The organism is Rhizobium sp. KNZ2-6A (assembly GCF_056755475.1).
In genome coordinates this window covers 1-14,533 of record NZ_JBNDIC010000065.1, presented here as the reverse complement: position 1 = coordinate 14,533, position 14,533 = coordinate 1, and the positions used below count along the sequence as shown (strand labels likewise).

Annotated in this window: 18 protein-coding genes and 1 pseudogene; 12 read left to right on the top strand and 7 right to left on the bottom strand. The window is 58.5% G+C overall.

From position 1 onward, the window contains the following. Positions 1-82: 82 nt before the first annotated feature. The 11 genes from ACPYOP_RS29240 (at position 83) to ACPYOP_RS29190 (ending at position 9,095) form a co-directional block, all read left to right on the top strand. Positions 83-763, top strand: a complete 681-nt coding sequence (locus ACPYOP_RS29240) for an SDR family NAD(P)-dependent oxidoreductase (protein ID WP_481413762.1) — start codon at positions 83-85, stop codon at positions 761-763. 7 nt (positions 764-770) lie between these two features. Further along, positions 771-977 carry a hypothetical protein gene (locus tag ACPYOP_RS29235; protein ID WP_481413750.1) on the top strand — a complete coding sequence of 69 codons (207 nt, stop codon included), beginning with the start codon at positions 771-773 and terminating at the stop codon, positions 975-977. A 1-nt stretch (position 978) separates the two neighbouring features. Then, positions 979-1,140: a hypothetical protein gene (locus ACPYOP_RS29230; RefSeq protein ID WP_481413749.1), complete on the top strand. Its 162-nt coding sequence runs from the start codon at positions 979-981 to the stop codon at positions 1,138-1,140. Beyond that, positions 1,137-2,228 (top strand): Rieske 2Fe-2S domain-containing protein, encoded by a 1,092-nt coding sequence (locus ACPYOP_RS29225; RefSeq protein ID WP_481413748.1) that lies wholly within the window; start codon positions 1,137-1,139, stop codon positions 2,226-2,228. Before ACPYOP_RS29230 ends, ACPYOP_RS29225 begins: the two co-directional genes overlap by 4 nt. Next, positions 2,228-2,998, top strand: a complete 771-nt coding sequence (locus ACPYOP_RS29220) for a hypothetical protein (protein ID WP_481413747.1) — start codon at positions 2,228-2,230, stop codon at positions 2,996-2,998. The genes ACPYOP_RS29225 and ACPYOP_RS29220 overlap by 1 nt, the downstream gene beginning before the upstream one ends. Beyond that, a complete protein-coding gene (locus ACPYOP_RS29215) occupies positions 2,995-3,207 on the top strand; it encodes a hypothetical protein (RefSeq protein WP_481413746.1) in 213 nt (70 codons plus the stop codon). Before ACPYOP_RS29220 ends, ACPYOP_RS29215 begins: the two co-directional genes overlap by 4 nt. Before the next feature lie 192 nt (positions 3,208-3,399). Then, a complete protein-coding gene (locus tag ACPYOP_RS29210; protein ID WP_481413745.1) occupies positions 3,400-3,591 on the top strand; it encodes a DUF2934 domain-containing protein in 192 nt (63 codons plus the stop codon). A 60-nt stretch (positions 3,592-3,651) separates the two neighbouring features. Further along, positions 3,652-6,273, top strand: a complete 2,622-nt coding sequence (locus ACPYOP_RS29205; RefSeq protein WP_481413744.1) for an MGH1-like glycoside hydrolase domain-containing protein — start codon at positions 3,652-3,654, stop codon at positions 6,271-6,273. 300 nt (positions 6,274-6,573) lie between these two features. Continuing rightward, positions 6,574-7,881: a class I SAM-dependent methyltransferase gene (locus tag ACPYOP_RS29200; RefSeq protein ID WP_481413743.1), complete on the top strand. Its 1,308-nt coding sequence runs from the start codon at positions 6,574-6,576 to the stop codon at positions 7,879-7,881. Positions 7,882-7,923: 42 nt separating this feature from the next. Beyond that, a complete protein-coding gene (locus tag ACPYOP_RS29195; protein WP_481413742.1) occupies positions 7,924-8,679 on the top strand; it encodes a haloacid dehalogenase type II in 756 nt (251 codons plus the stop codon). Then, positions 8,679-9,095: a CopD family protein gene (locus ACPYOP_RS29190; protein ID WP_481413741.1), complete on the top strand. Its 417-nt coding sequence runs from the start codon at positions 8,679-8,681 to the stop codon at positions 9,093-9,095. The genes ACPYOP_RS29195 and ACPYOP_RS29190 overlap by 1 nt, the downstream gene beginning before the upstream one ends. Positions 9,096-9,223: 128 nt before the next feature. On the opposite strand, the gene ACPYOP_RS29185 is transcribed toward ACPYOP_RS29190, so the two are convergent. Next, complete coding sequence (locus tag ACPYOP_RS29185) at positions 9,224-9,970, bottom strand: alpha/beta hydrolase (RefSeq protein WP_481413740.1); 747 nt, start codon at positions 9,968-9,970, stop codon at positions 9,224-9,226. Positions 9,971-10,205: 235 nt separating this feature from the next. On the opposite strand from ACPYOP_RS29185, the gene ACPYOP_RS29180 reads away from it, so the two are divergent. Then, the gene (locus ACPYOP_RS29180) at positions 10,206-10,874 is read left to right on the top strand and encodes a DUF1223 domain-containing protein (RefSeq protein WP_481413739.1); all 669 of its coding nucleotides are present in this window, start codon (positions 10,206-10,208) and stop codon (positions 10,872-10,874) included. Positions 10,875-10,960: 86 nt separating this feature from the next. Here ACPYOP_RS29180 and yghU read toward each other — a convergent pair whose 3' ends face one another. The 6 genes and pseudogenes from yghU to ACPYOP_RS29150 form a co-directional block, all read right to left on the bottom strand. Then, positions 10,961-11,845, bottom strand: coding sequence for a glutathione-dependent disulfide-bond oxidoreductase (yghU, locus tag ACPYOP_RS29175; protein WP_481413738.1), 885 nt, complete (start codon positions 11,843-11,845; stop codon positions 10,961-10,963). Positions 11,846-11,873: 28 nt separating this feature from the next. Continuing rightward, positions 11,874-12,577 (bottom strand): annotated as a pseudogene (locus ACPYOP_RS29170) (glutathione S-transferase family protein). A gap of 84 nt (positions 12,578-12,661) precedes the next feature. After that, positions 12,662-12,964, bottom strand: coding sequence for a putative quinol monooxygenase (locus ACPYOP_RS29165; RefSeq protein ID WP_481413737.1), 303 nt, complete (start codon positions 12,962-12,964; stop codon positions 12,662-12,664). A 14-nt stretch (positions 12,965-12,978) separates the two neighbouring features. Continuing rightward, the gene (locus ACPYOP_RS29160; RefSeq protein ID WP_481413736.1) at positions 12,979-13,143 is read right to left on the bottom strand and encodes a hypothetical protein; all 165 of its coding nucleotides are present in this window, start codon (positions 13,141-13,143) and stop codon (positions 12,979-12,981) included. A gap of 19 nt (positions 13,144-13,162) precedes the next feature. After that, positions 13,163-13,774, bottom strand: a complete 612-nt coding sequence (locus tag ACPYOP_RS29155) for an SDR family NAD(P)-dependent oxidoreductase (protein ID WP_481413735.1) — start codon at positions 13,772-13,774, stop codon at positions 13,163-13,165. A 25-nt stretch (positions 13,775-13,799) separates the two neighbouring features. Then, positions 13,800-14,387 carry a peroxiredoxin-like family protein gene (locus ACPYOP_RS29150; RefSeq protein WP_481413734.1) on the bottom strand — a complete coding sequence of 196 codons (588 nt, stop codon included), beginning with the start codon at positions 14,385-14,387 and terminating at the stop codon, positions 13,800-13,802. Positions 14,388-14,533 lie beyond the last annotated feature (146 nt).

Sequence of the window (14,533 nt, the reverse complement as noted above, 5' to 3'; positions counted from 1 at the left end):
GTATGACGCGGCAGACACAATATCGATCAGCCGATGGAGGGGCGTTGTCGTGCATGAAGTCTCGAAAAGCGCGATGGTGGTGATGGTCACCGGTGCGGCCGGCAATCTGGGGGCCGCGGTTGTCAAGGAACTCGTGAGCAACGGCGCGCGCGTCGTATCCGTCGAACGCAATTCCGGCGCCGACGACGCGCCGGAAAAAAGCTCAGTCGGAGAACTTCTGGAAATCGGAGGAACCGATCTGACGGACATTTCCGCCTGCCAGGACGCAGTTCGACGGACGCTTGAAGTTTTTGGCCGACTCGATGCGCTTGTGAACACCGTCGGGGGCTTCCAGACCGGTCCAGTCGGAGAACTGGGCCTTCTTCAATGGGACCAGATGTTCCAGATGAATGCCCGCTCCGCCTATGCGATCAGCGCCGCGGTCCTGGCGCCGATGCGGCAAGCGGCTTATGGCCGTATCGTCCACGTTGCAGCGGCACCCGGATTGAAGGCTGGTGCCAATCAGGCAGCCTATGCTGCCTCGAAGGGGGCTGTCATCCGGCTGACGGAGGCAATCGCCGCCGAGAACCGCGACAAACGCATCACCGCCAACTGTATCCTGCCCGGGACGATCGATACGCCGCAAAATCGGGCGGCGATGCCGAATGCCAAGACGGATGGTTGGGTTCAGCCGACGGATATCGCCAAGCTTATCGGTTTTCTTGTCTCGCCAGCTGGCGGCGTCGTCACGGGCGCGGCGATTCCGGCAACGGGCCGCATGTGAGGTGCTTATGTTCGATCCGATTTTCGCAGTGCTGATGTTATGGGCCGGCATCGGGCTTATCATTGCCGCTGCGTTTCTACTTTATGGCTTCGACAAGGTCGATCCGGGCGCCCATGATGCCTATGCAGTGAGGCCTCTCCTCATTCCAGGCCTTGTTCTCCTTTGGCCTGTCGTCATTTGGCGCTGGCTGAGCCTCATAAAGGGAGGACAGTAACATGCAGCGCCGCCATCGTCGCGCCCATACGGCGATCTGGACCGGACTTGCGGTCGCTCTGCCGCTGCTGCTTGCCATCATCTTTGCAAGCGCTCCGAAACTGCCGGTGGACGCACCGGCAATCCGTCTCGAGGGAAAGGCAGCTGGAGGAGGGCAACCGTGAGCGTATCCTACAAGCCGGTCATCTGGAACCGGACCAAAATGATCTACGATGGCGTCCTGCTTGCCGGCATCGCGATCTATATCCTTATCTTTCTGAAAGCCGGACCATTGCTTTCGCCGGCGTTGCGCGATGTCGATCTTCCAACACAACGGATGCGCGCCTTCGGTTCGCTGGCGCTGCTGATGCTGACGATCGTGCTGGCGATCGGACCGCTCGCCCGCATCGATACGCGCTTCATTCCGCTGCTTTACAACAGGCGCCACTTCGGTGTGATGACTGCCATCGTTGCCGCGACGCATGCCTATTATGTGCTTGGCTGGTATTTTTCCTATAGTCCGACGCCGCAGTTGACCGCCCTATTTACCAGCAATACCAGCTTCGCGAGCGTCGCCGGCTTTCCCTTCGAGCTTTTCGGAGTTTTTGCGCTTGTCATTCTGGCTGTGCTCGCGGTGACCAGCCACGACTTTTGGCTCTCGTTCCTCACGCCGCCCTTGTGGAAGGCGATCCACATGAGTGTCTATTTTGCGTACGCGGCGATCGTATTGCATGTGGCACTCGGGGCACTGCTCGATTGCCACGATCTCGCCCTTGGGCTGCTCCTGGTCGGAGGTTTGGCGCTGCTCTGCACTCTGCATCTGATCGCCGGGCGCCGTGAGGTTGGAGTAGATGTTGCGGCGTCGGCGAGGGCGCCAGAAGAACCCTGGATCGTAGTCGGCAACCTCTCAGAGATTGCCGAGGGCAGGGCGATCATCGGTGCGTCTCCAGGTGGCGAACGCATCGCGGTCTTTCGTTCGAAGGGTGGCCTGTCGGCTGTCTCGAATATCTGCTCGCACCAGAACGGACCGATCAGCGAAGGCAAGGTCGTTCTCGGTTTCATCACCTGCCCATGGCACGGCTATCAATATCGACCCGAAGACGGCTGCTCGCCACCGCCGTTCCGGGAACGCATCCGCAAATATCGCATCCGGCTGCAGGGCTCGGAAGTCCTTGTCGATCCAGAACCGTTGCCGTTGGGGACGAAACTCGACCCTGTTCCAATCCCGGCCGAATTCCTACCCTCCACCTCCAACAAAGAGGGGACAGCCTGATGTTGAAACCCACCGAACGTGGCTTCTTCGTTGGATATTTCAAAAAAGTCCCCGCCGATGTCAGGGCGATGATGATCGGCTTCATCGTGTTTTTCGTCGCTGGTATGGCCTCGGCCTCGGTGCTTCTGTCTCTCAATACTGAGAGCCCCGGAACGGGAAGTTATGCCGACGAACTTCACGGTGAACATCTGATCGGAACGATGGAAACCAGCCCTTATCCAGTCCTGCGCGTGCCGGCGACCGGGTCGAGACCTGCACGCGCCATCATGCTGGCAGGATCCGGCAAGTTTGGCGTCGACGACAGGGCGTTGCCTCTGGCGGGGAAAGCCGCGCAAGTCGGCGGTGTCTTCGTCAAGCGCGGAGACCTGGAAATGCTGCTGATCGGGGGAGGGGACGATCTAAAGGCTGCCGAACCGCAGGCGGTCGCCTTGCCGAATCCATCCCCGTCGGAAAGCCATGGCAGGTGGCGGCTGACAGGCGAGATCTGCGATGGGAAGTGCGGCGGCGGGGCGATGAAGCCCGGCAACGGCCTTGCTCACAAGGCCTGCGCCAATCTCTGCATCAACGGCGGTGTCCCACCCGTCTTCGTCTCGACTGCGCCGGTCGAGGGACATATTTTCTTTTTGCTCTCCTCTGCGAACGGCGGACCCATGCCGGCTCGCCTTCTCGACAAGACGGGCGTGCCGGTCGTCCTGGAGGGTACGGTCGAGAGACGCGACGATTTGCTGATCTTCAAAGTGGATGGATTCACCGATGGAGCGGGCGCGTGAGTAATGAAGGCAATACAGACCCAAAGCATCATTTCATCGGACTTGCCGCCACAACCCTTTCGGTTGGCCTGATCGTGTTGTTATGGGGCTATGGTCTGGATTATCTTAACGGCACGCCGTTCGAAGAACTGCGGTACGTGATCTTCGCGGTCGTTGTTGTCGGTCTCCTTTCCGGCCTGCAAACCATCTTCTCCCGATTCACGCATTGAGCAGCCGATCCCAGTGACGGGTCCCCAGTAGGCCGTGGCGACGCCCGCGCCATGCTGCGATTGGTCGCCAGCATTTGTGCCCTCTGATGTAACAATATCGTCGATTTACACGAAATTGATGTGGGGATCGCAGAACAGCCATCCTCGCCGCAGTCTGCGTGGCGCGGCTGACGAAAAACACAGGAACGAGTCATGGAAGAAGCAATCGAACCGACGAAAAAATTGGACGAAGACCATATCCGCCATCGCGCCTATATGCTTTGGCTGGAGGACGGTCAGCCGGAGGGCAAGGCCGAAGAGCACTGGCATCAGGCGCGTGCTGTTACGGAGGCAGAGCGCGACATGTCCGCGCCTGCGGCAAAGCCTATCCGCAAAACAAAATGATAGGGTTAGATTTCAGGGCTTGATGGGGCCCTGATTTTCTCATTTTTTTCGGTATTGGTCATGCAGGCAGAACCACGATCGCTTCTGGATACGGTAGAGGGACGGCGCCTCCTGGAACCAGGCAGGGCATGGCGGCGATGGGGACCGTTTCTTGCCGAACGTCAATGGGGAACGGTGCGCGAAGACTACAGCGCGGACGGTGACGCCTGGAATGCCTTTTCCTTCGAACATGCGCGAAGCCGTGCCTATCGCTGGGGCGAGGACGGGATTGGTGGGTTCTGCGACGAGGGCATGCGCTGGTGTCTATCTCTGGCCCTTTGGAATGGCCGGGATGAAATCCTGAAGGAGCGGCTCTTCGGCCTTAGCAATGAGCAGGGCAACCATGGAGAGGATGTCAAGGAGGTCTATCACTATCTGGATGCGACACCGACGCACTCCTATCAGAAAATGGTCTATCGCTATCCACAGGATGCGTTTCCCTACGACAAGTTGGTGCGCGTCAATGGCGGACGTTCGCGGTTCGAGCGGGAATACGAAATCGGCGATACAGGGGTGTTCGCCGATGATCGGTTTTTCGATGTGACCATCGAATATGCGAAAGCGGCGCCCGACGATATTCTCATGCGGGTCACCGTAAAGAATGCCGGCGCCGCGGCGGCGTCCATTCATCTGCTGCCGCAAGTCTGTGCCAGGAACACTTGGTCCTGGAAAGACGGAAGCGAGCGGCCCGTTCTCGAACGCACAGCCGACGGAGACGTACTGGCGCTGCGGACAGGAAAGAAAACTTGGCGGTGGAGCGTTGACCGGGAGGGCGAGCGCCTGTTTTGCGAGAATGAAACCAATGCACCGCTACTCTTCGGATCAGCCGGAGTAGGACCGTTCAAGGACGGCATCAATGACTATGTGGTCGATGGCAAGACGGACGCCGTGAGTGCTAGTGGCCGCGGCAGCAAAGCCGCAGCTCACATTCGTCTTGAGGTTCCTCCCGCCGGAAGCCTTGAAACCCGGGTGCGGTGGCGACCGGACGGCGTGGCGATGCAACCTTTCGCCGATTTCAACGCAATTTTCCAGCAGCGGATCGAAGAAGCAGATGAGTTTTACGGCGCCCTTCAAGGCGGAATCAAGAACGAGGATGCCCGGAGGGTACAACGGCAGGCAATCGGCGGCATGTTGTGGTCGAAGCAAGTCTATTGTTTCGATGTGCCCACTTGGCTGAATGGCGACCCGGCCCAACCCAAGCCCCCGACGGAGCGGCGTAGCGGTCGGAACGCCGACTGGCACCATCTCAACAACGCAGACGTCATCTCGATGCCGGACACCTGGGAGTATCCGTGGTATGCGGCCTGGGACCTCGCTTTTCATTGCGTGTCGCTGGCGCTTGTCGATTCCGCTTTTGCCAAGGACCAGCTCATCCTGTTCACACGTGAGTGGTTTATGCATCCCAACGGGCAGTTGCCGGCCTGTGAGTGGGAGTTCGGCGACGTCAATCCACCGGTTCATGCGTGGGCGGCGCTGAAGGTCTATCAGATGGACCGTGAGCGTACAGGTGTGGCCGACACGGATTTCCTGAAACGGATTTTCCACAAGCTGATGCTGAATTTCACGTGGTGGGTCAACCGCAAGGACAACGACGGACGCAACATCTTTCAGGGTGGCTTCCTCGGCCTGGACAATATAAGCCCGTTCAACCGGTCGGAAGTTTTGCCTGAAGGCGCCTCCATCGATCAGGCCGACGGTACAGCCTGGATGGCCATGTATGCGCTGAACCTGATGCGAATTGCGCTCGAACTTGCGATGGCCGACCCGGTCTACGAGGATATGGCGACGAAATTTTTCGAGCATTTTCTGGCGATCGCCGGTGCCATGGCAGACGTTGCGGGCAGTGGGCAAGGTCTCTGGAATGAAGCCGACGGCTTCTTTTATGATGTCTTGCACAATCGCGACGGTCGGATTGAGCCGATACCCGCCAGATCAATGGTCGGGCTCATCCCGATTTTTGCAGTGGAAGTGCTCGATCAGGCTGTCTTCGACAAGTTGCCGGAATTCTCCAGGCGGCTCCGCTGGTTCTTAAAACATCGCCCGCAACTGGCCAATCTTGTTCCGCGCTGGACGGAACCTGGAGCAGGCGAACGATCGCTGCTTTCGCTGCTTCACGGCGATCGGCTCAAAAAGCTTCTGCGACGGATGCTCGACGAGCGGGAGTTCCTATCCGAATTCGGTGTTCGGTCGATGTCGAAAGTTCATCTCGAAGAGCCATGCAGCCTGAACTTTGCTGGCATGCAAGTAGACGCCGGGTATACCCCCGGAGAAGCGCAGACTGGACTATTTGGCGGCAACTCGAACTGGCGCGGCCCGATCTGGATGCCGGTCAATTTCCTGCTGATTGATTCCTTGCGAAAGTTTCACGCCTATTTTGGTGTCGATTACCGCGTCGAATGCCCGGTGGGTTCTGGTGCGATGCTCAATCTTGAAGAGGTCGCGGACGAATTGACCAGACGACTGCAGAGCCTCTTCCTCAAGGACGAAAACGGGCGACGTCCTTCGGTAAAACATGTGAGCGGCGTCGACGACTATCTGCTGTTCCATGAGTATTTCCACGGTGATACAGGCGAAGGTCTCGGCGCATCACATCAGACAGGGTGGACCGGGCTTATCGCCAACCTCCTCGGTGATGACGCATAGACTTCACGTTCCCCTTCTTCGAGCACGCCGCTGGAATCGAGCGGGCAACGCCATCTGCCATACTCTGAGATGCAGCGTCTTTAAGAGTCACGACGGCTTAAACCTTCTCGTCGTCCGTTGTTATCGGGCTTTCTAGGTCTGCTATTTCTTGAGAGGAAATTTTTCTGATCGATGTAACAAATCGGGTCGCGCATGCGTATCGGCAAGGACAATAAAAATCTTTGCTGGGAACGCTTTTTCATGACGACAGAAATCTCGGAACTCGCCTTGGCTCAGGCTCGGAAGTCTTTGAGTGAGGCCATGAAGTTTCATTCGGAAGGCAAACTCGAAGATGCCGAGGAGCATTACCGCCGGGTGCTCGATTACCGTTATCGGGTATCAGACGTTCTACCGCTTCTTGCCGGTGTTGCAGCTCTCAGAGGGCGCCTCGAAGCTGCACTTGTCTATTGGAACGACCTTCTGGCCATGAAGCCGGATCATTTTGTCGGTCTTCTGGAGAAGGGTGCGATCCTGCTCAAAACGGGCAATGCCAAAGAAGCAGTCGAATGCCTCGAATCTGCACTCCGCGCATCACCGCAAAATCCAGTGGCGCTTAACAATCTGGCGGTCGCTCTCGTGCAGGCAAACCGGCAGAATGAGGCGCTCGAAGCCTTTCGCAGGCTGGCGGGCCTTCAGCCCGAAAACGTGCTGGCGCAACATCAGATTCGCCGCCTGACGTCGAGGATCGTTCCCTTCTGGCATATACCGATGTTGAACGACGTCCGACGCAACGATGCCTTTGAGGCCGCAATCGCCAAAGTCGTTCAAGAGCGGGGCACGGCTGCGCCGATTCTCGATATCGGAGCAGGCAGCGGGTTGCTGTCGATGATGGCAGCGAGGGCAGGCGCGACAAACATCGTCACCTGCGAAGCTGTTCCTCTCATCGCGGAGACTGCCAGTCGGATTGTCGCGCAGAATGGATTTGGCAATCGCATCACCGTCGTCAACAAAATGTCGACCGAGCTTACCGTCGGCCTGGATCTGGAAACCCGAGCCGATATCCTGGTGTCGGAGATCCTGTCGAGCGATCTTCTCGCGGAGGACGTTCTAAGCACTTTCGAGGATGCCCATGCGCGCCTGGTGAATGAGGGGGCGACGGTCATTCCGCGGTCGGCGACGGCGGTTGGTTGCCTTGTCGAGAGTGAGGTCTTGAGTAAATACGCATTTGTGGATGACGTGTCGGGGTTCGACGTTTCGGAATTCGCGCCGCTTGCCGCCAATCGATTGCCCATCCACGGTACAATGACCGATTGGAAACGATTGTCACCGGACATCGAACTGCAGACGATCGACCTCACGCGCCCGAAGCACGCAGAGGAAATTCGCGTCATCGAAATTCCTGTCATCGCCGATGGCACCGCTGCCGGAATGGTGCAGTGGATGAAGATCGATCTTGCTGATGGCATCGAGTTTGCAAATCATCCAGACGATTACTCCGACGGAGGCTGGCTGCAGGTCCTGCACCCATTTGTCAAACCCGTCGCAGTCAAGGCAGGTTCGCTCTTCAGGATCGTCGCTGGCCACGACCGCAGCAGCCTGATCTTGATGGCGGCGCCGCTTGCGAGTTAAGCGACGCGTCGGATGCCGCCGAAACGCCAAAAGGAGATAGAGGTGAACCAGAACTTCAAGGCCTTCGTCTTCGACGCCTACGGCACGCTTTATGACGTGCAATCGGTCGAAGCGACGGTCGAGGCGGCGTTTCCGGGCAAAGGCAGTCTGATCACCAGCGTCTGGCGAATGAAGCAGCTCGAATATTCGTGGCTTGCGACGCTGATGGAGCGATATGAGGATTTCTGGTCGCTGACACTGCGTTCTCTCAATTACACGCTTCGCTCGCTTGGTCTGAGCGCCGACAGCCAAGTGCTTCAGGATGTTGGTGCCGTCTATCTCGATCTCAAGCCTTATGACGATGCTCGATCCTGCCTTGAGCGACTTCACCCCCGCCGACGGGCAATCCTTTCGAATGGGAACCGATCGATGCTGTCCAGTCTGACTGCGAACTCGGGCCTCGATCAGCGTTTGGACAATATTTTAAGCGTCGATGCCGCGCGGGTCTTCAAGCCCGCTCCAACGGCCTACAGGCTAGTCGAGGAGGAGCTAGGCGTCGCGCGCGATGAGGTCGTCTTCGTATCCTCCAATGGATTTGATATCTGCGGCGCGAAGAGTTTCGGGTTCACGGTCGTTCGGGTGGCGCGCTTCGACGTCAAGGACATCACGGGGCGTATGGCCCGTTCTGGAACGGACGAGCGCATTCTTTACGGTCTTCTGCGCGGCAGTGCCGAAGCGCTGGACTATCCCGCAGACTTTACCGTTCGTTCGCTCGCAGAAATCCCTGATCTTTTCAGCATTGAGGAATGGGAGCGCTGATGTATCTCTACGTCAAGGCGCTTCACGTCTTTGCCGTTGTCACCCTGATCGCGGGCATGCTGGCGATGGCATTGGCATTGCGGATTGCGATTGATGCGCCAGACGGGACTGACGTCCGTCATTTCGGCCAATCCGTCTTGCGTTGGGATGGGCTGGTAACGACGCCCGCGCTAGCCGTCGTGTGGGTGGCAGGTTTTACGATGGCCTTCGGTGGGGGTTGGGACAGTTCACCTTGGCTGCTTCTGAAGATGGTCCCCGCCATCTTCCTCAGCTGTCTGCACAGCCTTGAAGGCCTGGCGCTGAAAAGGTTGCTTCGGGAGGAAAAGCCTGTCCACCCGCTGTTCGGGGCGGCTCCGTTCGCCATCCTTTCGGCATTCGCGATCATCGCATGGCTCGCTGTCGCCAAGCCTTTTTGAACTTAGCAAGTTGATCGGCTAGGCTTGACCAGCGCGAGCAGCTTTGCATCAAAACGACTTGGTTGGCGCGCAATGATGTCAGCGATCGGATAATGACCGCTATCAAGCTCGGTAGGAGCCTGCTTTCGTCAACGGCGTGGAAAGGCGCTGTCGAGAAAGGCTAGGACATGCTTCCAGTTTTCGGTAGCCCCTTGCGGGTCCTCATCGGTGCGCAACGTCGCCGAGCCATGCACGCCATATTTCGGGATATATTGGACCGCTCTGTGGCCGGGCACCGCTTTTGCCAGCGCCTCACCGCTCGCTATCTCACCGCCGTCGGGTGCGGATGTGATGAAGACTGGAATGGTGAGCTTGGCCGCCTCCTTCTCGATCGAATAATCCTGGATGTATTCGGCTGGGGAAAAAGCTAGCAGCGCCTTTACGTCGGGATGGCGAGCGGCGGCAATGAACACGAGGGCTGAGGAATAGCTCGATCCCCAAACTGCGACAGGCCCGAAATGCTGCATGCTGCCATAGGCAATCGCAGCCTCGAGATCAGGAATCGCATCGGCGAAATCGGCGCTACCTCTTGCCTTCGCAGCAGTCTTGTTGACGTCGCCCCAGAGATCGCCCCCCGACCGCTGGTCGATGGCCAAGGTGTTAAAACCGGCTTTGTTGAGAATAGGCGCCAGGGGTGCATACTCGGTCTTGTTGGATCCTGCCATGTGAAACAACAGAATGGTTGCGCGCGGTTGCCCTTCAGCCCGGCGAAAGTCTCCGTAAATCTTCACGCCATCCATCGCATCGAAGGAGACGGGTTCGGCAAGTGCCGGAATAGCCAAGACCGGGCCGAGCGCTGTAGCGGCGGCAAGGAACATGGAGCGAAGCGGAATCATAATTACTCCCTTGGATGTTCGTTGTGACGTTCCCAATACGCAAGAGAGTGATCCGCCGTTACATCGGTGCGGTCCGAAAACAGAAGCGCCGTCTCCCATCGCGCTGCCGATCACTTGGTCGTGAGGCCGTAACAATATTCACCGCGCGGCCGAATTGTCGCTAACGCCCGGATTTTCCGGCGTGGCCTTGATTGGGAATCGCACCATGAAATATCCAGGCAGGATCGGCAGGTTCATGTTTTTTTCGTCATTGGCAGCAACTGCGGCCATGCCGTCGGCCGCCGCGGACCGGCAGCCGACGGTCGTGGAACTATTCACCAGCCAGGGCTGCTCGTCATGCCCTCCTGCCAACGCCAACCTCATCAAGATCAGCAGTCGGAAGAACGTTCTCGCGTTGAGCTTCTCCGTCACCTACTGGGACTACCTCGGCTGGAAGGATACATACGGGAAGCCGGAGTTTACCGAGCGCCAGGTCACCTATGAGCCTGCCTTGAGGCAGCCCGGCCCCTATACGCCCCAGATGATATTCAACGGCACGGCTACCGCCGTCGGGAACAGCCTGCCCGAAGTCGAATCCCTGCTTGCCGAAACGCCTTCGCCGAAAGGCCCCGCACTGGCCTTTACCGATGACCGTATCGAAGTCGGCGCCGGCTCTGAAAACGGGAATGCCGATGTCTGGCTCGTGCGCTACGATCCGCGTGTCGAAGCTGTGCCGGTTGCGCGGGGGGAAAACAGCGGCGCGACATTGCAGCATACGCATGTCGTTCGTCGCCTGGAAAGGCTCGGCACCTGGGGTGGAAGCAAAACCTCGTTTTCCTTACCAGAGGCGGATACCGGCTTGAAGACAGCGGTGCTGATACAACGCCCCAAAGGAGGGGCAATCCTTTCTGCCATCACCGATTGATCGCAAAAGCCTTTGCCGTCGGACCTTGGGAAAAACCGGCCTGAACTCTCGATCGCGTAGGCGAAAGCCCGACACCAAAACTGCCGCTAATCCTTCACTTCGGCCTCAGTCAGTTTGTCCTGCGTACTGGTCTCAAAGTCTGTGGCGTGGTGGCGCTCGCGCAGCTGCTCGGACGGATCGCCCGACATGCGGTTGACCATGCGGCCACGCTTGACGGCGGGACGCGAATAGACCTGCTCGGCCCAGCGCTGCACATTCTTGTAATCCTGCACCTGCAGGAATTCGCCAGCGCCGTACTGCCAGCCCTTGGCAAGACCACCGTACCACGGCCAGATCGCAATATCGGCGATGGTGTAGTCGCTGCCGGCGATATATTCGCTTTCGGCAAGACGACGGTCGAGCACGTCGAGCTGGCGCTTCACTTCCATGGCGAAGCGATCGATCGCATATTCGATCTTTGTCGGGGCATAGGCAAAGAAATGGCCGAAGCCGCCGCCGAGATAGGGCGCGCTACCCATCTGCCAGAACAGCCAGGACAGGCATTCGGCGCGAGCCGGCTGCTCGGTCGGCAGGAAGGCATCGAACTTTTCGGCGAGATACATCAGGATAGAAGCCGATTCGAAGACGCGGACCGGCTTGGGGCCACTGCGATCCAGCAAGGCCGGGATCTTCGAATTCGGATTGACGTCGACGAAACCGCTGCCGAACTGGTCGCCCTCGCCGATCTTGATTAGCCAGGCATCATATTCCGCGCCGCTGTGGCCGAGCGCCAACAGCTCTTCGAGCATGATGGTAACCTTCACGCCATTCGGCGTTCCAAGCGAATAGAGCTGCAGGGGGTGGCGACCGACGGGTAATTCCTTTTCGTGTGTCGCACCCGCAATCGGGCGATTGATGCTTGCAAAGGCGCCGCCGCTCGGCTTGTTCCAGGTCCAGACCTTTGGAGGATTATATCCCACTGTCGCTGACATCTCGTTCTCCATTATCGACCACTCCTGATCATGCCGCGGGCGGGTAGTTCGACGGGAAAAGCGCCCGTTTGGTTTCCTCGTCGTTGACGCGTTTGAAGGAATGATCCTTGCCGACTTCCCGGGCGCGAGAGACGGCGGGACGCGCATCGACATTTTCAAAGAGTCGCTTCAGGTTTGGATATGCGGCAAGCGGGTCCTCGAGCCCCTTGAGGATCCGCGGCGCCCGATCAAGCCATCCCCAGGCCGATATGTCGGCAATCGTATAAGTATCTCCGACGATAAAATCGCGACCCTCGAGATGATGGTTGAGGACCTGATAATGACGCTCGGCCTCACGGCGATAGCGGTTGACGGCGTAATCAAGGCCTTCCGGCGCCGCGTGTTGGAAATGGACCGCCTGCCCGGAGAATAGCCCGAGACCGGAAGCGAGAAACAGGAGCCATGAGAGAAGCTCCGGCCGATCTTCCGGCGAGCCGAGAAACTGGCCGGTTTTTTCGGCAAGATAGATCAGGATGGCTGTGGAATCGAAAACGCGTGTCTCTTTTCCGCTTGGGCCATCAGTGTCGACGATCGCCGGCACCTTGCCATTCGGATTGATGGCGCGGAACGCTGGCATATGCTGCTCGCCCTTGCTAGTGTCGACGGGGACCGTCTCATAGGGCAGGCCGCTTCTTCCAGGAAGAGGGCAACTTTTGCGGGATTGGGCGTCCGGTGAAAATAGAAGCGGATCATTCGGGCTCCGTCAGGAATAGAAGATCAAAGCGCGTTGCTGACGCATCCGGAGCTGGGCCTCGCCCAGCTCCGGATCGACCTTTGTTAGTGGGTAAGGCGATCGGCGAGGACGTCCGGCTGCTTTATCTCGAGCGGCCCCTCGAAGAGCTCATCATAATTCGCCATCAGGGCGGCGGCGATCTGGCCCTGGAGGTGGGCCTGGCGACCTTCTTCTCCGTCGAAAGCATCGAAAATGCCAAAGGTGGACCTATCGAAGCGAACCGCAAACCATGCGACGGTGAGCGGTTCTTGGGCGAGCAGGGCTTGCGCACTCTTGAGGAAGCCTGCGACTTCCTCTTCCTTTCCGGGCTTCGCCTTCAATTGCACGAACAATGCTACCTTGGTCATGATCACTTCCTCCTTCAGAGCGCCGAATGGCCGCTGACCGCCTCTTCGAGTGCGGATTTCGTCGTCAGAAAACGTTCATCGATCGCGGCCGGATCATCCCTGTTGGTCGCAATCATCTTCGCGCGCGTCTCTCCGCCGCGGATCACCTCGAGCGAATTGGCTTCAATCCCCTCAATCAAGGCATTGGCCTCCGCCGGCTCATTTGTGAACCCAAGTTCTGGCCCGGCCTTGGAGGATTGCCCCATCGGGGTATCCGTCGCGCCGGGATAGAGAGTCAAGACATGGACCCCCTCGCCCTTCAACTCTCGGCCCAGCCTCGCCGAACCGCGAGAGCCCCGCCTTTACCGCCGCATAGGTGGAGTAGAATGGCGCACCGATCAGCGCGATGCCGGACGTGACGGTGACGACAAGTCCGTCGCCAGATGCGCGCAGGTGGGGAAGAGCAGCCTGCGTCAAGAGAATGGGAGCAACAAGATCGACCTCGACCATCGTCCTTATCTCCACCTCCGTCGTCGTCTCAAGACGACCGGCGCGCACGCCGCCAGCGTTGTTGACGAGAACATCAAGCCCGCCAAGCGCCTCGACGGCCTTGCCGAGGGACCGATACCGGCCTTCCGTGGTGGCGACATCTGCCTGAATGCCTGTAACCGGCTGCCCCCCGTCAAGATCCCTTACAGCCTGAGCCAGGCGCTCCGAGTTTCGTCCGGTAACTGCGACACGAGCCCCTTTCGCCAGCATGGCGCGAGCAATGGCGAAGCCGATGCCGCTGGAGCCACCGGTGACGAGTACACGCTTTCCTTCGAGATTCATGGTTTTACCTCGCTTCTTCTTCAGGTCAGGCCGTTTCCGCCGAGGGAACTTCAGCCGCCCTCAGTGCGTCGATTATTGCTTCCGGAGACAGACGCTTGCGGTAGTCAGTTTCGGCGTGGGAAAGTTGCACACGGCCACTACGACCGATCACGAACGTTGCCGGTAAGGGTAACTCCCAGCTGTCGTCTCCATTGATCGCTGCGAGATCGACACCGAACGAAGAATAAACTGCCTTAAGATCGTCGGGCAGTTTGTAGACAAGCCCGAACTTTCGCGCGACCATATTGCCGATGTCGCTGAGGACATCGAAAGTGAGATTGTTTTTTTCCGTCGTCGACAGGGCGCCATCCGGCTTTTGCGGCGAAATAGCGATAAGGCAGCCACCTGCTATGGCGGGCAAGGCATACTCGTAGGCGGCGAGCTGAATATTGCAGTGCGGGCACCAGGCGCCACGGTAAAAGGTGAGCACAACCGGACCACCGGCCAGTGTCTCAAGCAACGAGACCGTTTCGCCCGTTACACCAGGCAAGGAGAATTCTGGGGCCAGATCACCGGGTTTGGGAACGCGATCGAACGGAAAGCCAATGGTTAGTTCCTCGATCCTCGCGTTCAAAAATGCTGCTGCACCGGGAGTGCGCTTGCCGCGAACCTCGCGTTGAAATCAGCAAGCTCCTGCTCAAGGCCCATTGTCGTTCATCTCTCTTTATGTTGGACGCGTTGGTACGATTGCACAAACGCCTGTGCCGGGCGGCATACGAT